At 62.3% G+C, this 18,762-nt stretch carries 18 protein-coding genes; 9 read left to right on the forward strand and 9 right to left on the reverse strand.

What is annotated here, in order from left to right; all coding sequences use genetic code 11:
• The first annotated feature begins 34 nt into the window (after positions 1 to 34).
• From MN188_RS08065 to MN188_RS08090, 6 genes are read left to right on the forward strand one after another with little or no spacing between them, the layout of a single operon-like run.
• On the forward strand, positions 35 to 925 hold the full coding sequence (locus MN188_RS08065; protein ID WP_242107632.1) for a 5-bromo-4-chloroindolyl phosphate hydrolysis family protein: 891 nt from the start codon (positions 35 to 37) through the stop codon (positions 923 to 925).
• Positions 926 to 939: 14 nt separating this feature from the next.
• On the forward strand, positions 940 to 2,133 hold the full coding sequence (locus tag MN188_RS08070; protein WP_242107634.1) for a toxic anion resistance protein: 1,194 nt from the start codon (positions 940 to 942) through the stop codon (positions 2,131 to 2,133).
• Positions 2,133 to 3,074 (forward strand): DUF2927 domain-containing protein, encoded by a 942-nt coding sequence (locus MN188_RS08075; RefSeq protein WP_289053005.1) that lies wholly within the window; start codon positions 2,133 to 2,135, stop codon positions 3,072 to 3,074. Before MN188_RS08070 ends, MN188_RS08075 begins: the two co-directional genes overlap by 1 nt.
• Before the next feature lie 18 nt (positions 3,075 to 3,092).
• A complete protein-coding gene (locus MN188_RS08080; protein WP_242107638.1) occupies positions 3,093 to 4,196 on the forward strand; it encodes an SPFH domain-containing protein in 1,104 nt (367 codons plus the stop codon).
• A gap of 7 nt (positions 4,197 to 4,203) precedes the next feature.
• Positions 4,204 to 5,325: a TFIIB-type zinc finger domain-containing protein gene (locus MN188_RS08085; protein WP_242107640.1), complete on the forward strand. Its 1,122-nt coding sequence runs from the start codon at positions 4,204 to 4,206 to the stop codon at positions 5,323 to 5,325.
• Complete coding sequence (locus MN188_RS08090; RefSeq protein WP_242107641.1) at positions 5,322 to 5,990, forward strand: nitroreductase; 669 nt, start codon at positions 5,322 to 5,324, stop codon at positions 5,988 to 5,990. Before MN188_RS08085 ends, MN188_RS08090 begins: the two co-directional genes overlap by 4 nt.
• Before the next feature lie 26 nt (positions 5,991 to 6,016).
• On the opposite strand, the gene MN188_RS08095 is transcribed toward MN188_RS08090, so the two are convergent.
• Positions 6,017 to 6,433, reverse strand: a complete 417-nt coding sequence (locus MN188_RS08095) for an Hsp20/alpha crystallin family protein (protein WP_242107650.1) — start codon at positions 6,431 to 6,433, stop codon at positions 6,017 to 6,019.
• Between the two features lie 134 nt (positions 6,434 to 6,567).
• Between MN188_RS08095 and MN188_RS08100 the strand changes: the two genes are divergently transcribed.
• Both MN188_RS08100 and dtd read left to right on the forward strand, forming a co-directional pair.
• Positions 6,568 to 6,753 (forward strand): hypothetical protein, encoded by a 186-nt coding sequence (locus tag MN188_RS08100; protein ID WP_242107652.1) that lies wholly within the window; start codon positions 6,568 to 6,570, stop codon positions 6,751 to 6,753.
• Positions 6,750 to 7,187, forward strand: a complete 438-nt coding sequence (gene dtd / locus MN188_RS08105) for a D-aminoacyl-tRNA deacylase (protein ID WP_242107654.1) — start codon at positions 6,750 to 6,752, stop codon at positions 7,185 to 7,187. Before MN188_RS08100 ends, dtd begins: the two co-directional genes overlap by 4 nt.
• Positions 7,188 to 7,193: 6 nt before the next feature.
• On the opposite strand, the gene MN188_RS08110 is transcribed toward dtd, so the two are convergent.
• The 8 genes from MN188_RS08110 to MN188_RS08145 all read right to left on the reverse strand — a co-directional run bounded on the left by MN188_RS08110 (position 7,194) and on the right by MN188_RS08145 (position 16,876).
• On the reverse strand, positions 7,194 to 8,123 hold the full coding sequence (locus tag MN188_RS08110) for a 2-hydroxyacid dehydrogenase (RefSeq protein WP_242107656.1): 930 nt from the start codon (positions 8,121 to 8,123) through the stop codon (positions 7,194 to 7,196).
• A complete protein-coding gene (rodA, locus tag MN188_RS08115) occupies positions 8,120 to 9,265 on the reverse strand; it encodes a rod shape-determining protein RodA (RefSeq protein ID WP_242107657.1) in 1,146 nt (381 codons plus the stop codon). The genes MN188_RS08110 and rodA overlap by 4 nt, the downstream gene beginning before the upstream one ends.
• Positions 9,262 to 11,208 (reverse strand): penicillin-binding protein 2, encoded by a 1,947-nt coding sequence (gene mrdA, locus MN188_RS08120; protein ID WP_242107659.1) that lies wholly within the window; start codon positions 11,206 to 11,208, stop codon positions 9,262 to 9,264. The genes rodA and mrdA overlap by 4 nt, the downstream gene beginning before the upstream one ends.
• Positions 11,205 to 11,744, reverse strand: a complete 540-nt coding sequence (locus MN188_RS08125; protein ID WP_242107661.1) for a rod shape-determining protein MreD — start codon at positions 11,742 to 11,744, stop codon at positions 11,205 to 11,207. Before MN188_RS08125 ends, mrdA begins: the two co-directional genes overlap by 4 nt.
• Positions 11,741 to 12,643 carry a rod shape-determining protein MreC gene (gene mreC, locus MN188_RS08130; RefSeq protein WP_242107663.1) on the reverse strand — a complete coding sequence of 301 codons (903 nt, stop codon included), beginning with the start codon at positions 12,641 to 12,643 and terminating at the stop codon, positions 11,741 to 11,743. The genes MN188_RS08125 and mreC overlap by 4 nt, the downstream gene beginning before the upstream one ends.
• A 28-nt stretch (positions 12,644 to 12,671) precedes the next feature.
• Positions 12,672 to 13,718 (reverse strand): rod shape-determining protein, encoded by a 1,047-nt coding sequence (locus MN188_RS08135; protein WP_420838970.1) that lies wholly within the window; start codon positions 13,716 to 13,718, stop codon positions 12,672 to 12,674.
• Positions 13,719 to 13,972: 254 nt separating this feature from the next.
• Positions 13,973 to 15,298, reverse strand: coding sequence for an MFS transporter (locus MN188_RS08140; RefSeq protein ID WP_242107667.1), 1,326 nt, complete (start codon positions 15,296 to 15,298; stop codon positions 13,973 to 13,975).
• 39 nt (positions 15,299 to 15,337) lie between these two features.
• The gene (locus tag MN188_RS08145; RefSeq protein WP_242107669.1) at positions 15,338 to 16,876 is read right to left on the reverse strand and encodes a 2-isopropylmalate synthase; all 1,539 of its coding nucleotides are present in this window, start codon (positions 16,874 to 16,876) and stop codon (positions 15,338 to 15,340) included.
• Between the two features lie 412 nt (positions 16,877 to 17,288).
• On the opposite strand from MN188_RS08145, the gene MN188_RS08150 reads away from it, so the two are divergent.
• Positions 17,289 to 18,557 carry an NAD(P)/FAD-dependent oxidoreductase gene (locus tag MN188_RS08150; RefSeq protein ID WP_242107671.1) on the forward strand — a complete coding sequence of 423 codons (1,269 nt, stop codon included), beginning with the start codon at positions 17,289 to 17,291 and terminating at the stop codon, positions 18,555 to 18,557.
• The last annotated feature ends 205 nt before the right edge of the window (positions 18,558 to 18,762 follow it).

Below are 18,762 nucleotides of genomic sequence, written 5' to 3' on the forward strand. Positions count from 1 at the left end.
TGATTATCTATGTCACCATCACGGGAGGTGCGTGATGGCCCAGCGGTATGGTGGCGAACACAGCCCCGACGGGGCGCCCAAGGGCGGATCGCAACCGCCGAAAAACCCGTTTGACGGCAAGACCCGCACGCGGGCCGGGGGGCGGGTGAACTTCCTGTTCCTGGCCCCGCTGCCCTTGGTCTTTCGCGCCTTTTTTCGCGACCCAACCGGGCTGGCCCTGTCGCTGGTCGCCTTTGCGATCCTGATGCTGGCGGCCTGGCTGACGCGCGAAGGCGTGTTGGCGCAGGAGGCTTATGACGCGCGTAAAATCGCGCGGCGCCCGGCCATCCCGCGCAAGATCTTCGGATCGATCCTGACCGGAGCCGGGCTGTTCGTCGCCGGCTACGTCGGCGGCAGCCTGGTGAATTCCATCATCTTTGCACTTTTGGGCATCGTGCTGCATTTCACAGCCTTCGGCCCCGACCCGCTGCGTGACAAAGGGATGGAGGGGATCGACACCTTCCAGACCGATCGCGTTGCCCGCGCGGTGGGCGAGGCAGAGAAACATCTGGCCGCGATGAAAGACGCGATCCTGCGCGCCCGCGACCGGGGGTTGGAGCGCCGGGTCGAAAGCTTTCAGACCACCGCGCGCGACATGTTCCGCACGATCGAAGATGACCCGCGCGACCTGACCGCCGCACGCAAGTATCTGGGCGTCTACCTTCTGGGCGCGCGCGATGCGACGGCCAAATTCGCCGACCTTTACGCCCGCACCCGCGACGACGCGGCCCGCGCGGATTACGAACGCCTGCTGGACGATCTTGAGGCAAATTTCACAGCCCGGACCCAGCAGCTTTTGACTGACAACCGCAGCGATCTTGATGTCGAGATCGAAGTCCTGCGCGAAAGGCTTGCCCGTGAGGGCGTGCGCATGGACCAAACTTAACGAGGGAGAGACCTATGTCTGTCGTAAAAACCCGCGCAAAGGCGCAAGAAGAATTGAAACTGATCGAAGAGGTCACCGCGGTGATCCTGCCCGAACCCTCCACCGCCCTGGTGCCGCTGGCCGAGGCTGACAAGCCGACCAGCGCGGAAATCCAGAAGCGCATGGATGAGATCGACATGGGCAACACCCAATCGATCATCGAATTCGGCTCGGCCGCGCAGGCGGAATTGCAGGTGATTTCGCAAGACATGCTGCAAGGCGTGCGCAACAAGGATGTCGGTCCGGCGGGCGACGGTCTGCGCAACATCGTCACCACCATTCGCGGGTTTTCCGTGTCCGAGCTGGACATGCGTCGCAAGCGGTCCTGGTGGGAAAAGCTTCTGGGCCGCGCCGCGCCCGCTGCCAAGTTCATGGCACGCTATGAGGGCGTTCAGGGTCAGATCGACAAGATCACCGACAACCTGCTGAACCACGAACATGTGCTGCTCAAGGACATCAAGTCGCTCGACAAGCTCTATGAAAAAACGCTCGATTTCTATGACGAGTTGGCGCTGTATATCTCGGCAGGCGAGGCGAAGCTGGCCGAGCTGGACGACAAGGTGATCCCGGCGAAAGTGGCCGAGGTCGAGGCCGCCCCGGAAGAGCAGGGCGTTATCAAGGCGCAAGAGCTGCGCGACCTGCGTGCCGCGCGCGATGACCTGGAACGCCGGGTGCATGACCTGAAACTGACCCGTCAGGTGACGATGCAATCGCTACCGTCGATCCGTCTGGTGCAGGAGAACGACAAGTCGCTGGTAACCAAGATCAACTCGACCTTGGTGAACACCGTGCCGCTGTGGGAAACCCAGCTGGCGCAGGCGGTGACAATCCAGCGCTCGGCCGAGGCCGCCGCCGCCGTGAAGGACGCGACTGACCTGACCAACGAGCTTCTGACCGCGAACGCGGAAAACCTGCAGGAGGCCAACCGCATGGTCCGCCAGGAAATGGAGCGCGGCGTGTTCGACATCGAGGCGGTGAAATCCGCCAATGCGACCCTGATCGCCACGATCGAGGAAAGCCTGCAGATTGCCGACGAAGGCAAGGCCAAACGCGCCGCCGCCGAAGAGGAACTGCAGAAGATGGAAGCCGAGTTGAAAGCCACGCTGGCCGCTGCGAAATCGCGCGGCACCGCATCGGGCCACAACGTGGGCGAGGCGGTCTCTGGCTGATGATGAACCGGCGGGCAGTCACAAGCGCGGTGCTGGCAGGGGCAACCCTGCTGGCGGCGTGCGACCTGCCCGCCCCTGCCCCGCCTGGCACTCGTCCCGCGCCCCGGCCCGACATTCCCCACCTTGAGCAAAGTGCAGAGAGCAAGGCGATGGCCACCTATTACAGCGGGTTGCAACGCGGGCTATTGACCCAAGGGTTGCTGCGCACCGATGGCGGGGGTGTCGACGTCCCGTTTTCAGCACGCGACCTGTCCCGGAACTTCCTACGCATCGCGTTCTATCAGGAATACACTTCGCGCGGCGGGCGCCTGGTGGCGCAACAGACGGCAAGTCGTCTGCATCGCTGGCGCGCACCGGTGCGCGTGTCGATGCAGTTTGGCGCCTCTGTTTCAGATGACATCAAGGTGAAAGACACCACCCAGGTCGCGAAATACACCCGCCGTTTGGCGCGGGTAACCGGACATCCGATCACGACCGTCGCCAGCCAAGGTGCTGCGAATTTCCACGTGCTTGTGCTGAACGAAGACGAACGGCGCAACCTGGGGTCGGACCTGGCCCGCCTGGTGCCGGGGATCAGCTTTGCCGACATAGACCAGGTCACCAACATGCCGCGTGAGACGTACTGCCTGGTCTTCGCTACGCCGCAGCGCGACGGGCATTTCAACCGCGCGGTCGCGGTGATCCGGGCCGAACACCCGGACCTTTTGCGCACATCCTGCCTGCACGAAGAAATCGCGCAGGGCCTTGGCCTGTCCAACGACAGCCCGCGCGCGCGCCCGTCGATCTTCAATGATGATGAAGAGTTCGGGTTCCTGACAACCCACGACGAACTGCTCTTGCAGATGCTGTATGACCCGCGCCTGCGCCCGAACATGACCGAGGCCGAAGCCCGGCCGATCGTGAACCAGATTGCCGCCGAACTGACCGGCGGTTCCGTATGACCCAGAGGGGAGAACGACATGGGAATTCTTGATTTTCTGACCGGTGAATTCATCGACGTCATCCATTGGACCGACGACACGCGTGACACGATGGTCTGGCGGTTTGAACGTGAGGATCACGAGATCAAATACGGTGCCAAGCTGACCGTGCGCGAAGGCCAGGCCGCCGTGTTCGTGCACGAAGGCCAGCTGGCCGATGTGTTCACCCCCGGGCTTTACATGCTCGAAACCAACAACATGCCGATCCTGACGACGCTGAACCACTGGGATCACGGCTTCAAATCGCCGTTCAAGAGCGAGATCTACTACGTCGATACGACCCGGTTCAACGACCTGAAATGGGGCACGAAGAACCCGATCATGCTGCGGGACCCCGAATTCGGCCCGACCCGCATTCGCGCCTTCGGCACCTACAGCGTTCGCGTGACCGATCCGGGCAAGTTCCTGACCGAGATCGTCGGCACCGATGGTGAATTTACGATGGACGAGATCAGCTTCCAGATCCGCAACGTGATCGTGCAGGCGTTCAGCCGCATCATTGCAGGCGCGGGCATTCCGGTCCTGGACATGGCGGCCAACACCGCCGAACTGGGCAAGCTGGTTGCGCGTGAGATTTCCGCGGTCGTTGGGGAATACGGGCTGTCCATCCCCGAATTCTATATCGAAAACATCAGCTTGCCCCCGGCTGTCGAAGCGGCGCTGGACAAGCGCACCTCGATGGGGATCGTCGGAAACCTGGACAATTACATGAAGTTCAACGCGGCCGAAGCGATGGGCACCGAAGGCTCGGCCATGGCCGCCTCGATGGGCGCGGGCATGGGCGCCGGAATGGGTATGGCGATGGCGCAGCAATCCGGCCCCTGGGGCGCGGCCCCGGCACAGCCCGCGGCGGTCGCTCCGCCGCCCCCGCCGCCCGCCGAACACGTCTGGCACATCGCCGAAAGCGGCGTGACACGCGGCCCGTTCTCCAAGGCCGCGATGGGCCGCATGGCCGCGGCGGGTGAGCTGACGCGCGAGACCCATGTCTGGACCGCCGGTCAGGACGGTTGGAAAACTGCCGATGAGGTGGCCGAGCTGGCACAGCTCTTTACCATCCTGCCGCCGCCGCCGCCGGGGGCCTGATCGCCGAATGGCCCACCCACGCGAAGACCTGAAGGAAGCGGCGGACCGAGAGGAACACCGCTTCCCCTGCACCCAATGCGGCGCCGACTTGCGGTTCGATCCGCAGGCGGGCACGCTGACGTGCGACCATTGCGGGTTCCAGTCCGAAATCGAAGGCCATGCCATCAGCACCCCGGTGATCCGCGAGCTGGATTTCCGCGCTGCACTGGACGCGCAATTGCCCGAGGCCGAGATCGAAGAGACCCGCGTGCTGCAATGCCCCAATTGCGCCGCCCAGGTTGAATTTGACGCCGACACCCACGCCGCAGAATGCCCGTTCTGCGCCACGCCGGTGGTTACTGACACCGGCACGCATCGACACATCAAGCCCAAGGGCGTTTTACCCTTCGCGGTCGAAGAAACCGATGCCCGTGCGGCAATGACCAAGTGGCTGGGCCGGTTGTGGTTTGCCCCCAACGGGCTCAAGCAATACGCGCGCAAAGGGCGGCGGATGACGGGCATTTATGTGCCATATTGGACCTTCGACGCGGACACGAAATCGTCCTATGCCGGTGAACATGGCACGGTCTATTACGTCACGAAAACCGTCACGGTGAACGGCAAGAAACAAACTCGGCGTGAACAACGAGTCCGTTGGCGGCCCGCTTCGGGCCGGGTGGCGCGGTTTTTTGATGATGTGCTTGTGCTGGCGTCACGCAGCCTGCCGAAATCCTACACCGACAATCTGCAACCCTGGGACCTGTCCACGTTGGAACCCTACCGACCCGAATACCTGGCCGGATTCCGCGCCGAGGGCTATACGGTCGAGCTGCCCGATGGCTACACCGAGGCGCGCGAGCATATGGACCGGGTGATCCTGCGCGATGTGAAATTTGACATCGGCGGTGACCGGCAACGGGTGCATTCGGTGAACACCAAGGTCAAAGACGTAACCTTCAAGCACATCCTGCTGCCGGTCTGGCTGGCGGCGTACAAGTATCGCGGCAAGACTTATCGTTTTGTCGTGAACGGCCAGACGGGCCGGGTTCAGGGCGAACGACCCTGGTCGGCCTGGAAGATCGCCATCGCCGTGGTGCTGGGCCTGATCGTGGCCGGTGTGATCGGCTTCATCGCGGCGCAAAACCAATGAATTCGACTGCGCTGGACGCCCTTCTGTCGGCCCGCCATTCCTGCCGCGCCTATCTTCCAGACGAAGTGCCGCGCGACGTAATCGTGGACATCCTGACCGCTGCGGGTCGCGTGCCCAGCTGGTGCAACGCCCAACCCTGGCAGGTCGAGGTGACGGGCAAGGCCGAAACCGACAGGCTGCGCGATGCGCTGTTTACCCATGCGCAAACCGCGAGCCACGCCCCCGACGTGCCCTTCCCTGCCGCCTATTCCGGCGCACACCAAGCGCGGCGGCGCAACTGCGGTTGGCAGCTTTATGAGGCGGTCGGCGTGGAAAAGGGTGACCGGGCGGCCTCTACGGCGCAGATGATGGAGAACTTCCGCTTTTTCGGTGCGCCACACATGGCGCTGATCACCGCACCGGCCGAACTTGGCCCCTATGCCTATCTGGATTGCGGCGGGCTCATCACCGCCTTTACCCTGGCCGCGCAAGCACGCGGGTTGGGCACGATCCCGCAGGCGGCGGTTGCCAGCTTCGCGCCGTTTCTGCGCGACTGGTTCGATATCGGGGATGATCGGGTGATCCTGGCGGGCATCGCCTTTGGGTATCCGGATAAAAACCACCCGGCCAACGCGTTTCGCACCGACCGGGCGGACCTTTCGGAATGGGTCACCTGGCATGACTGAGCAGAGACCGCCAGCAACCCGTCCCGTCAGGCTTTGTTGATCTTGACCTGCGTCGCTTTGGCGGCTTTCGGTTCAGACTTCGGCACGGTGATGGTCAACACGCCATCTTTCATGTCCGCCTGAACCTTCGCCTCATCTGCATCGGGCGGCAGGCGGAAGCTGCGGCTGAACGACCCGTATTGGCGTTCCGAGAAGTACCAAGTGTCGCCTTTCTCTTCCCGCTCGGTTTTCTTTTCGCCTTTCACCTGCACGACCCCTTCGTGCACGCTCAACGCGATATCCTCGTCGGATACGCCGGGCAATTCGATCGCAATGCGGTACGCATCATCCGCCAGCGATGCTTCGGACGCGGGCGTCAGGAACTCGGCCAGCCGAGACCCCATCGTTCGGAAGGGTTCTTGCAGCGATGGCCAGAAGTTCGTGGTGTTCGTTTTTTCAACCATGTTGGTCCTCCTTTCCCTTGCTCCAAATATAGGAATGGACCGCGCGCCGCCCAAGACCTGGCGAAGATTTGTCGCAGGGAATGGACGCGCGATGCCCTGCCTTGTATGGCTGAAGCCACAGACAGGAGGTGCCCATGATCCTTTGTTGCAGCGAAGCCTTGATCGACATGCTGCCGAGCAAAACCGCGCCGGGCGGCGCGGCGGTTGGCACGCGAGTTCCGGACATCCTGAGCCTGTCATTGGAGCTTGGGGCGCAAACGGCCGTCACCAGGAATTCCCGCACGGGCACCAACGCGCCTTGGCAGGAGGATTTGGCATGAGAGCTTTGGTACAACGGGTCAGTGAGGCCGCCGTTCGGGTGGATGGCGACGTGATCGGAGAGATTGGCGCGGGCCTTTTGATCCTGGTCTGCGCGATGCAGGGCGATGACGACGCAAACGCCGACATGCTGGCCGCGAAGATCTCGAAACTACGTATCTTCAAGGATGACGCGGGCAAAATGAACCGCTCGCTGCTTGATATCGGGGGCGCGGCGCTGGTCGTTAGCCAATTCACCCTGGCGGCGGACACATCACGCGGCAATCGGCCCGGCTTCTCCAGTGCCGCGCCCCCGGCGGACGGTGAACGTCTGTATGAATATTTTTCCGATCAACTGCGCGGGCACGCGATCACCGTGGCGCAAGGCCTGTTTGGCGCGGACATGGCGGTGTCGCTGACCAATGACGGACCGGTGACGATCTGGATGGAGTTCTGAGGCGTCTCAGTATCCGGCTGTGCGGTCCACCAGATGCAAAAACGGCTCACCCACCTCGCCTCGCCGGATGTTTTCGGCAATCACACGAGCAGCGGATACGGGCCGGGTTTCCGAGGCTATATGCGGTGTGACGGTCACGTTGGGATGGGCCCAGAACGCGTGACCCTCCGGCAAAGGCTCCACCCGGAACACGTCCAGCGTCGCGTGTGAAACCTGTCCCGTCTCTAAGGCGGCGAGTAGGGCTTCATCGTCAATCAACGGCCCCCGACCGGGGTTGATGATGACCGCGCCCTTGGGCATCTGTGCCAGCGTCCGGGCATTCAGCACGTTCTCCGTGGCCGGGGTTCTAGGCAGCAGCAGCACCAAGATTTCGCTGTGCGCCAGCACGTCCGCCAGCCCTGCGTCACCGTGATGACAGGCGATGCCCGGCAGGTCCTTCGGCGACCGGCTCCACCCTGCGACATCAAAATTCAGCTGCGCCAGCGCCGCGCCGCAGGCCGCGCCCAGCGCGCCCAGCCCCAGAATGCCGACCCGCCGGTCCCGTGCCAGCGGAGGGATGTGAATGTCCCATTCGGCATCGCTCCGACAGATGTCCTGATCCAGGCCAAGGTGGTGGCGCAACACATGACCGGTGACCCATTCCACCATGCCCTCGGTAAGGCCGTCGTCGACCATGCGCGCGAAGGGTTGGGTCAGGGTTGCATCGCCGACGATGCTTTCCACCCCGGCCCACAGCCCCAACACCGCCTTGCAGCGTGTGTAACGTGGAAACTCTGTCACCGGGCCGTTGGGGGCGAAAACGATATAGTCGACTGTTTCGGGCGCATGGTCGCGCGAGAGGTCGATTTTCAACCCCAGATCGGCGCACGCCTCTCCCAGGGCTTCCTCGTAGGTTGGCCACAACCCGTCGCGGGCGGAAAATTGCACTTTGATCATTTCTGTCTTGCCTTATGAACATGCGCCGATTGCACCAGCCCGAAGCCGACCAGCAACACCAGCATCGCGGAACCGCCATAGCTGACCATTGGTAAAGGCACCCCCACCACCGGAGCCAGCCCCATGACCATCGACATGTTCACGGCGAAGAACAGAAAGAAGGTCGTGGCGATGCCCAGGGTCAGAAGCGAGCTGAACCGATCGCGGTTTTGCAACGCGGTGACCACGCAGAAGATGATGATAAGAAGATACATCGCCAACAGCGATGCGGCGCCTAGAAAACCGAATTCTTCCGCCAGAGTGGTGAAGATGAAATCGGTGTGTTTTTCTGGCAGAAAACTCAGCCGTGATTGCGTGCCCTGCATGAAGCCTTTACCGGTCCACCCGCCTGACCCAAGCGTGATCTTGGACTGGGTGATGTGATAGCCTGCGCCCAAAGGGTCGCTGGCCGGGTCCAGGAAAGTGTCGATCCGGCGGTATTGGTAATCCTTCAGAATCTGCCACTCGGTCCCTTTCGAGACCAGAACGGCCGTGACCAACCCGACCCCTGCCGCGATCACCGCGATGAAATAAAACAGGTTTACGCCCGCCAGGAACATCATCGCCCCGCCGCCAGCAACCAGAAGGATCGAGGTGCCAAGGTCCGGTTGGCGCAGCACCATCGCGGTTGGCACAAGGATCATCGCAAGCGGTAGGAGGACCCAAAGTGGGCGCGACACTTTCGACACGTCCAGCCAGTCGTAATAGGCCGCAAGCACCATCACGAGGGTGATCTTGGTCAGCTCAGAGGGTTGCAAGCGCATAAAACCCAGGTCGATCCAACGCTGCGCACCCATGCCCGTGACGCCGACAAGGTCGACCAGAAGCAGCAGGATGAGCGACGCGCCAAACGCCAGCACGGCCATGTTGCGCCAGAACCAGATCGGCACCATCGCGATGATGAACATCAGGCTCATGCCCAGGGCGAAACGCTTCATCTGCGCGCCCGCCCAGGGGTCCATTGACCCGCCCGCGACGGAATAGAGCATGAGAAATCCAAGCCCCGCGACACTGGTCAGCAAGATGACGAGCACCCAGTTGATATAGAGCACTTTGCGCAGGCCGGTGGGCACGAATTTCACGTTGTATTCAAGATAGCTCATACCCGATCGCGCCCCTCGCTGGGCTCGACCGGTGCGCGCAGGTCAAGGTTGTTTTGCTGGCTGCGGATCGTGCCGCGCTGGCTGGAGGGATAGGCCGACAAGGGCGGCAAACCATCGTAATGCGCCTGCAGCAGGATATCGCGGCCGATGGGGGCCGCTGCGGTCGACCCGCCGCCGCCGTGCTCCACCACGACGCTGACCGCGATGCGCGGGTTGTCGTGCGGGGCATAGCAGACGAACAGGGCGTGGTCGCGCCGCTCCCACGGCAAATCGGCGTTCGAGGTCACGCCGCGCGCGCGCTCGGCCTTGGTGATGTTGCGCACCTGGCTTGTGCCGGTTTTGCCGGCCATGCGCAGCCCTTCGGCCACGACCTTTGACCGGCCCGCGGTGCCGCGTTGACCGTTCACGACCTCATACATACCGCGCCGCACGGCGGCCAGGTTTTCAGGATCGATGCCCTCCAGCGGCACGTTGCCCTTGATCGGTGTTTCGACCCCGTCGATGGCGCGCACCAGGCGCGGCTCGATCGCCGTGCCCGACGCAATGCGCGCCGTCATTACCGCCAGTTGCAGAGGTGAGGCCAGCACGAAACCCTGCCCGATCGACGCGTTCAGGCTGTCGCCCACGACCCATTCGCCCTTGCCGCTTTCCAGCTTCCAGGATTTTGTCGGCATCAGTCCGCGCGCAATGCCCGACAGCGGCAGGTCATGCTTTTCGCCCAGACCCAGCTTGCGCCCCATCGCGGAAATCCGTTCGATCCCTGCCCGCTGCGCCAGGTCATAGTAATAGACATCGCAGCTTTCGCGCAGGCTTTTCACCAGATTGACCTTGCCGTGACCGCCGCGTTTCCAGCAATGGAAGCGGCGGTTGTGCAGCTCGGTATACCCGTTGCATGTCACGGTCTCATCAAGGTCGATCAGGTCGTCTTCCAACGCCGCCAGCGCGGTCACCATCTTGAAGGTCGAACCGGGCGGGTAAAGACCCGCAGCGCTTTTGTTGTACAGCGGGCGATAAGGGTCTTCGTTCAACGCTTTGTAATCGGCCAAGGAAATGCCGTGCACGAACTTGTTCGGGTCGAAGGTGGGCGCTGATCCAATGGCCAGGATGTCGCCCGTCACTGTGTCCATCACCACCGCCGCCGCGCTTTCGCCTGCCAACCGTTGCTGCACGTAATTCTGCAAAGAATGGTTGATGGTCAGCTGAACATTCTGCCCCGCGTCCCCTTCCTGTCGCCCAAGTTCGCGCATCACGCGGCCGACCGCGTTGACCTCGATCTGACGAGTGCCCGCCGAGCCACGAAGGCTGCGCTCCAGCTTCGCTTCGACCCCGGATTTGCCGATCTGGAAACGCGGGATCTGCAACAACGGGTCCTGGTCGTCCAATCGGCTGAGGTCATAGTCCGACACCGGGCCGACATAGCCCAGAATATGGGCCAGATCGCTATCAAGCGGATAGATCCGGCTCAGCCCGACCTCAGGCGTCACACCCGGAAGCGCGGGCGCGTTCACGGCGACCTCGGCGAAGTCCTCCCAGGTAATTCGATCCGCGACGGTCACCGGAACGAAGGGGCTGCGCCGCTTCATTTCCTTCACCGCGTCGGCGGTTTCTTCGGGGTCCAGCGCAACAAGATGGGCCAGGCGGGCGATGATCTCCTCCGGGTCGCCCGCATCCTCGCGCACCATGACGATGCGGTAATTCTGTTCATTGCCCGCCAGAAGCACGCCCTTGCGGTCATAGACCAGGCCACGGGCGGGCGGGATCAGGCGGATATTGATGCGGTTTTCATCGGCAAGCATGCGGTATTCGTCGGCTTGATCCACCTGCATAAACCGCATGCGCCCGATTAAGAGCCCGGCAAAGGTCATCTGCACGCCGCCCAAAAACAGACCACGGCGCGAAATACTGCGTGCGCTGCGCTCAGTATCTGCGGGAGACCGTCTCATGCGCGTTGCCGCAGGATTTCAGCCTCGGCTGCAGTGATCTTACGCACCCCCAGGGCCGCGGTAGACAGAAACACAACCGCCGGGTAGGTCAGCACGGTCATGATCAGGCGCAGAACCGACAGGCCGAAGCTGACCTGATCGATAAAGAAGATCGACAGGATCAACCGATCCGCCAAAAGCATCATCGCCATCACCGCCGTGACCATCGCCCATTCCACCAGAAATGGCAGGTCGCGCGACAGGTGATCGCGCGCGCGCAGGAATTCGACCCCAATGAGAACCACCGCGGGCCACAGGCCGGGCGGGCGCTGAAACAGCATGTCGGTCAGCAAAAACAGCGCGGCGACCAACAGCGCCGGCACATAGTCCGGGCGTCGCATGACCCAGGCGAAGGTCAGGCACAGTAGCAAGTCGGGACCGGGAAAGCGCCCCTCGCCGATCGACATCGGCAAAATGCGTACGAAGATGACAAAACCCGCCATGCCCAGGAACAACAGGCGATATAGCCAAGTGCGCATGGTCGGATGGTCGATCATTCCACCACCTCCACAGGCACCCCAGCCACCGGTGGCAGGGGATTTGTAACCACCATCGCGCCCGGTTCCCGGATCGCCTCGCTGCCATGCGAACGGAGCACGCGCAGGAATTCCAACCGTTCATAATCGGCCGCCAGGCGCACCCGCAGACGGCGGTCCGATCCTTGCGCAACGTGACCGACCAGAAGCCCCGCAGGAAACACCCCGCCGTCGCCTGAGGTGATCACCCGGTCGCCCGGCCGAACCAGGTCGGGCGTTTCCAGAAACTCGACAGGTGGGGCGGCGGAATTGTCACCGGCCAAAAGCGCATTCTGCCCCGAGGGCTGAATTGTCACCGGAATGCGGCTGTTGCTGTCGGTGACCAGGATCACGCGGCTGGTTTGTTTCCCAACGCCAGAAATGCGCCCCACCAGGCCCACGCCGTCCATCGCCGCCCAGCCGTCGACCACGCCGTCCCGCGCACCGATGTTCAACAGCACGGATTGGCGGAATGGCGAGCCGCTGTCGGCCAACACCACGCCGGTAACGAAAGACAGCCGCGCGTCCAGCCGCACGTTGTTCAGGTCCAACAGTTTCGCGTTTTCCTGTTCAAGCTGAAGGGCGGCTTCTTTCCAGGCCTTCATCTGCTGCAATTCGCGGCGCAGCTCCTGGTTTTGTTCATAAATCCGGGCGTAGCTCTGAAAATCCTCGACCATGCCCGCGACCTTGGTCACCGGCACCAGCGCCCAGTCGAACGACGGCACGACCTTGTCGACCAATGCTGCACGAAACCGTTCAACCCGTGGGCTGTCGATCCGCCACAGCAGGAAGATGCCGACCAGCAACAACACGAGAGACCCGACCAGAATGCGTCTGATCGGGCGGACATAGTCCTCGCTGTTGCCTCGGTCTTTTGCCAAACGGGCCTCCCGATGCGGCCATCCGGCCTCAGCTGTCGTAGTCGATGACGTGGCGCAGCTGCTTTTCGTATTCCAGCGCTTTGCCGGTGCCCAGGGCCACGCAGTTCAGGCTTTCATCTGCCACCGATATGGCCAGCCCGGTCTGTTCGCGCAAGGCCAGGTCCAGTTCGCCCAGAAGCGCACCGCCGCCGGTCAGCATCACGCCCCGGTCGACGATGTCGGCGGCCAGGTCGGGCGGTGTGGCTTCCAGCGCGGTCATCACCGCTTCGCAGATCTGCTGCACCGGTTCGGCCAGCGCCTCGGCAACCTGCGCCTGGTTGATCTCGGTTTCCTTGGGCACGCCGTTCAGAAGGTCACGCCCCCGGATCTGCATCGCAGCCCCGCGACCGTCGTCGGGCATGCGCGCGGTGCCGATCGAGGTTTTCACCCGCTCGGCCGTGCTTTCCCCGATCAACAAGTTTTGCTGACGTCGCAGGTAGGAAATGATCGCTTCGTCCATCCGGTCACCACCGACACGGACCGAGCGCGCGTAGACGATATCGCCCAGCGACAGAACCGCCACTTCTGTGGTGCCACCGCCTATGTCGACAACCATGTTGCCGGTCGGGTCGGTGATCGGCATGCCCGCGCCGATCGCCGCCGCGATGGGTTCCGCGATCAACCCGGCCCGCCGCGCTCCGGCGGTCAGAACCGAGGTGCGGATCGCACGTTTTTCCACCGGGGTGGCACCGTGGGGCACGCAGACGATGATCTTCGGCTTGGAGAACGTGGTGCGTTTGTGGACCTTGCGGATGAAGTGTTTGATCATCTCTTCCGCGCTGTCGAAATCAGCAATGACTCCTTCGCGCATCGGGCGGATCGCCTCGATGCTGCCCGGCGTGCGGCCCAGCATCAGCTTGGCATCCTCACCCACCGCCAGCACCTTCTTGACGCCGTCCTTCACATGATAGGCGACCACGGAAGGTTCATTCAAAATGACCCCACGCCCCTTCACATAGACCAGCGTATTCGCGGTCCCCAGGTCGATCGCCATGTCCGACGTAAACAAACTCGAAAGCCAAGCCATGCGCAGCATTTCCCGTGTCAAAACCCAAAACCGCCCGCGACTCCCTCGTGCCCGGGCGTTGGCCGTTTATAGGGGCCTCTCGGAGGCAGGAAAAGGGGGAAGCCGTGAATGCCCGGCGCCTTTTCGCCAAACGGGGTGCGGCCAAGCTGTTGAAAACAGACTCGAATGTTCGATTCTTGATAGTCTCAGCCCGTGGACACTACAATGTTCGATCCGAAATGTCGGATTCGGAGAAATACGGGCGGGACCGGGACGAGGGAAAATTATCCAGCAGGTGGCCACTTCACGTGAAGGTCATCAATGACGAATTCGTGGGAATGCGGCGCATCGTGTGCGCACAGGTGCGGATGATCCGCGGGCAGGTCTGGATGTTCATGTGCCTGTGTTTCCGCCATCCCGGCGGGCCAGATCCAATGCGCCACAGCCACGCCCACCAATGCGATCCCCCCCAGGATGGCCAGGGCCGCCGGCAACCCGAACACTCCCCCAACCCAGCCCGCAAGAGGATAGGTCAGCAACCAGCAAGCATGGGACAGCGCAAATTGCGCCGCGAACAAAGCCGGGCGGTCCTCGGGATGGGCCGAGCGTTTCAGAAGCCGCCCCGAGGGCGTCAGAACCGCGGAATAGCCCATCCCGATCGCGGCCCAGAGCGCAAGCAGCACCGACCAGGGCGGCAGGCCCAGACGCGATAGCCACAAGCCGAGCCCCAGCGACAGGGCGACGAGAAAGGCCCCAGCAGGCATCATCACGGACCGGTCCGGTATACGGTCCAAAAGGCGCGGCAGGATGAGGGCCGCCAGCATCGACCCGGCTCCGAACGCGGCCATTGCCACGCCCAACGCGCGGTCCCCGGCGCCATAGCCGACCTTGACCAGCACCACCGTGTTGACCAGCACAAAGGCGCCGACAGCCGCGGCCGCCAGGTTCAGCGCCAGCAAGCCGCGCAGGCGCGGCGTGGCCAGATAGATTCGGCTGCCGCGTGTCAGGCGGTCGCGAAACGGGCGCGTTGTGGCCGGGCGCGGAATCGGCATCCGCGCCCGCAAGACCAGCATCGCTGAGACCAGAAAACCGACCACGGCGCCCGCGAACAGGCCATGAAAGCTCATCACCGTCAGCAACAGCGCCGCCAGGGCGGGAGACAACAGGTTTTCGATGTCATAGGCCAGCCGCGACAAGGACAGGGCGCGGGTATAATCCCGTTCCTTAGGCAGAATGTCAGGAATGGTGGCCTGAAACACCGGTGTGAAAGTGGCCGATGCGGCCTGCAGCAGGAAAATCAGCACGTAGACCTGCCACACTTCGGTGATGAAAGGCAGCGCCATCGCAACCGTCGCGCGGGCTAGGTCTGCGGCGACCATCACCGCCTTGCGCGGCAAGGTGGCCGTGATCGCTGCCATCACCGGCGACAGGCCGACATAAGCGAGCATCTTGATCGCATAGGCTGTGCCCAGCACCATGCCGGCGCGCTCTCCCGCCAGCGAAAACGCCAGCAAGCCCAGCGCGACCGTCATCAGGCCCGATCCCAAAAGGGCCACGACCTGAGCTGCGAACAGCGTCGCGAACGTCCGATTTTTAAAAAGGGTGATCATGCGGGCGAGTGTAAACCCGCCCGCGATCCGGTCAATGGATCAGACCCCTTCGGGTTTGGTTTTTTCGCGCCGCACCAGCAGATTGTTCAGCGCGTTGACATAGGCCTTGGCGGACGCCACGACCGTGTCGGTATCGGACGATTGGCCGGTAACGATCTTGCCGTTTTCCTCCATTCGCACGCTGACCGTGGCCTGCGCGTCGGTGCCTTCGGTCACCGCGTGCACCTGATAAAGTTGCAGCCGCGCCTCATGCGGGAACAGCGCCTTGATCGCGGCGAATGTCGCGTCCACAGGGCCGTCGCCGGTCGCGGTTTTCTGGAAATCCTTTCCGTCGACCTCCAACGTCAGATCGGCGGATTGCGGCGCCTCGGTGCCACAGATCACGCGCAGGAACTTCACCTGGATGCGGTCGTTGGCAGCATCGGTGCCGTCCTTCATCAGCGCAATCAGGTCATCGTCGAAGATTTCCTTCTTGCGATCCGCCAGTTCCTTGAACCGGACAAAGACGTCCTTCAGTTGGTTGTCCGCCAGATCCCAGCCCAGGTCCTTCAGCTTGGAGCGCAGCGCGGCGCGGCCGGAATGCTTGCCCATGACCAGGTTGGTTTCGGCCAGACCCACGTCCTCGGGCCGCATGATTTCGAACGTTTCGGCATTCTTCAACATGCCGTCCTGGTGAATGCCACTTTCGTGGGCAAAGGCGTTCTTGCCGACGATCGCCTTGTTGAACTGGACCGCAAAACCCGACACCTGCGCCACGCGGCGCGAGATGTTCATAATCTTGGTCGTATCCACACGGCTGGACCACGGCATGATGTCGTGGCGCACTTTCAGGGCCATGACGACCTCTTCCAGCGCCGTGTTGCCGGCGCGTTCGCCCAACCCGTTGATGGTGCATTCAATCTGACGCGCGCCGGCCTCGACCGCCGCCAGGCTGTTCGCCGTCGCCATGCCCAGATCGTTGTGGCAATGGGTGGCGAATGTGATTTCGTCCGCACCTGGCACCCGCGCAAGCAGCATCGCGATCAGGTCCGCACTTTCGCGCGGGGCGGTATAGCCGACCGTGTCGGGGATGTTGATCGTGGTGGCGCCCGCCTTGATCGCGATCTCGATCACCCGGCACAGGTAGTCGTGCTCGGTCCGGGTTGCGTCCATCGCCGACCATTGCACATTGTCGGTCAAGTTGCGCGCATGTGTCACCGTCTTGTCGATCAGGTCGGCCATTTCGTCCTTGTTCAGGTTCGGAATGGCGCGGTGCAGGGGGGATGTGCCGATGAAGGTGTGAATGCGCGGTTGCGCCGCGTGCTTCACCGCCTCATAGCAGCGGTCGATGTCCTTGAAGTTCGCGCGGCTCAGCCCGCAGATCACCGCGTTTTTCGAAGCCATCGCGATGTCGCGCACCGCTTCGAAATCGCCCTCCGAGGCGATCGGAAAGCCTGCTTCGATGATGTCGACACCCATGTCGTCCAGCATCTCGGCGATTTCCAGTTTCTCGTCATGGGTCATGGTCGCGCCGGGGCTTTGTTCGCCATCGCGCAGCGTGGTGTCGAAAATCAACACCTGGTCATTGTCGTTGGTCATGTCTCTGATCTTTCGTGTTTCTTAGCCGTGGAGGTTGTGGCGCAGGGTGCATCCTCTGAGCGGTCGCGCCTGACGGCACGCTCAGAGGCGGCTAAGAAGCAGCAGCGCAGCACGACGGGCCGCCGGGGCGGTCGTGGGTCGTGCGATATGGGTCTGCTGTGCCATGCGGGCGATAATAGCCGCCCGTTCGTAAAGGAAAACCCCCTTTTTGACCTGAATCACGGCGCAAATCGGCCTGGTGTGAGACCATCTGGCGAGAATTCGACGGAACGCATTCGGCGAACGCGATATGCCGCAGGGCTATTTCGCATACGGCGATATACAATCGTTCAAATTCGACCCCGTGGGGGTAATTTTCTTGCGGGTCGAGCGGGGAAGCGGCGGGCAATGGCCCGCGTATTAGGAGAACACCATGGCACATGTTGTCGTTTTAGGCGCGGGACTGGGCGGGTCCATTCAGGCCTATGAGTTGAAAGAGACCCTGACAAAGTCAGACAAGATCACGGTCATTTCGAACAAACCCTATTTCCAGTTTACGCCATCGAACCCTTGGGCCGGGGTCAACTGGCGCAAGCAGGACGATATCACCATCGACCTTGCGCCGGTGATGAAACGTCGCGGGATCGACTTCATCTGCGACGGGGCGACCAAGTTGGTTCCCGAAGAAAACAAGATCGAGCTCGAGAGCGGCAAGGTCGTCGAATATGACTATCTTGTCATTGCCACTGGTCCGGACCTGGCGTTTGACGAGATCGAGGGCTTTGGCCCCGACGCCAACACGCATTCGGTTTGCCATGTCGAACATGCCGCCGAAAGCGGTGCAAAGTGGGACGCGTTTTGTGCCAATCCCGGTCCGATCGTAATCGGTGCGGTGCAGGGGGCAAGCTGCTTTGGCCCGGCGTACGAATACCTGCTGACCATCGAAACCGACCTGCGCCGACGCAAGATCCGCGACAAGGTGCCGATGACCTTCGTCACCTCGGAGCCCTATATCGGCCATCTGGGTCTGGGCGGGGTCGGCGACACCAAGGGTATGCTGGAAAGCATCCTGCGGGATCGGGACATCAAATGGGTCACCAACGCAAAGGTCGACAAATTCGAGCCCGAGATGCTGCATTGCACCGAGATGAACGAAGACGGTAGCGTGAAAACGACGCACGAAATTCCGTTCAACTATGCCATGATGCTGCCTGCCTTCCGGGGCATTCCCGCAGTGATGGGCATCGAAGGTCTGGTGAACCCGCGTGGCTTCATCGTGGTGGACGAATACCAGCGCAACCCGAAGTACCAGAACATCTTTGCCATCGGGGTGGCGATTGCGATCGCCCCGCCGGTGATGACGCCGGTGCCGACCGGCGTGCCGAAAACCGGGTTCATGATCGAAAGCATGGTCACTGCCACGGCACACAACATGCCGCGCGTCATGCGGGGCGAAGAGCCGAACAACCTGCCCAGCTGGAACGCCTTCTGCCTGGCAGATTTTGGCGACCGGGGCGCGGCCTTCCTGGCCATGCCGCAAAACCCGCCGCGCAACGTGAACTGGACGGCACAGGGACGGTGGGTGCACTGGGCCAAACTGGGCTTTGAATGGTACTTCATGCGCAAAATCCGCAAGGGTGTGAGCGAACCGTTCTATGAGCGCGCCATCATGAAGATGCTGAAGATCAACAAAATGCGGTGACCCAACCGCTGGACCGAACCACAGGCCGCCTTGCTGGGGCGGCCTGTTTTCGGCCACCCGCCCCGTCTGCTCTCCAATCAAGATCTACCAGCAGAGAGGCAAGATTCGGCGGCTCGACTCCGACGTGTTTGCTGCTGACGGTTTGGGAATTTCCAACCTCCTCCAACAGGCCCTGGAAATCGGTGTCGAACAGAATCTGAAGGTC

Origin of the sequence: Aliiroseovarius subalbicans (assembly GCF_022678625.1) — a bacterium.
Taxonomy (GTDB): domain Bacteria; phylum Pseudomonadota; class Alphaproteobacteria; order Rhodobacterales; family Rhodobacteraceae; genus Aliiroseovarius_A; species Aliiroseovarius_A subalbicans.

Coding starts and splice junctions, on each gene's coding strand:
- MN188_RS08140 (WP_242107667.1), bottom strand. CDS start 15,298: ATGATCACCCTTTTTAAAAATCGGACGTTCGCGACGCTGTTCGCAGCT.
- MN188_RS08145 (WP_242107669.1), bottom strand. CDS start 16,876: ATGACCAACGACAATGACCAGGTGTTGATTTTCGACACCACGCTGCGC.
- MN188_RS08090 (WP_242107641.1), top strand. CDS start 5,322: ATGAATTCGACTGCGCTGGACGCCCTTCTGTCGGCCCGCCATTCCTGC.
- MN188_RS08150 (WP_242107671.1), top strand. CDS start 17,289: ATGGCACATGTTGTCGTTTTAGGCGCGGGACTGGGCGGGTCCATTCAG.
- MN188_RS08110 (WP_242107656.1), bottom strand. CDS start 8,123: ATGATCAAAGTGCAATTTTCCGCCCGCGACGGGTTGTGGCCAACCTAC.
- MN188_RS08085 (WP_242107640.1), top strand. CDS start 4,204: ATGGCCCACCCACGCGAAGACCTGAAGGAAGCGGCGGACCGAGAGGAA.
- mrdA (WP_242107659.1), bottom strand. CDS start 11,208: ATGAGACGGTCTCCCGCAGATACTGAGCGCAGCGCACGCAGTATTTCG.
- MN188_RS08135 (WP_420838970.1), bottom strand. CDS start 13,718: ATGCTGCGCATGGCTTGGCTTTCGAGTTTGTTTACGTCGGACATGGCG.
- MN188_RS08080 (WP_242107638.1), top strand. CDS start 3,093: ATGGGAATTCTTGATTTTCTGACCGGTGAATTCATCGACGTCATCCAT.
- MN188_RS08075 (WP_289053005.1), top strand. CDS start 2,133: ATGATGAACCGGCGGGCAGTCACAAGCGCGGTGCTGGCAGGGGCAACC.
- dtd (WP_242107654.1), top strand. CDS start 6,750: ATGAGAGCTTTGGTACAACGGGTCAGTGAGGCCGCCGTTCGGGTGGAT.
- MN188_RS08095 (WP_242107650.1), bottom strand. CDS start 6,433: ATGGTTGAAAAAACGAACACCACGAACTTCTGGCCATCGCTGCAAGAA.
- MN188_RS08125 (WP_242107661.1), bottom strand. CDS start 11,744: ATGATCGACCATCCGACCATGCGCACTTGGCTATATCGCCTGTTGTTC.
- MN188_RS08065 (WP_242107632.1), top strand. CDS start 35: ATGGCCCAGCGGTATGGTGGCGAACACAGCCCCGACGGGGCGCCCAAG.
- MN188_RS08070 (WP_242107634.1), top strand. CDS start 940: ATGTCTGTCGTAAAAACCCGCGCAAAGGCGCAAGAAGAATTGAAACTG.
- rodA (WP_242107657.1), bottom strand. CDS start 9,265: ATGAGCTATCTTGAATACAACGTGAAATTCGTGCCCACCGGCCTGCGC.
- MN188_RS08100 (WP_242107652.1), top strand. CDS start 6,568: ATGATCCTTTGTTGCAGCGAAGCCTTGATCGACATGCTGCCGAGCAAA.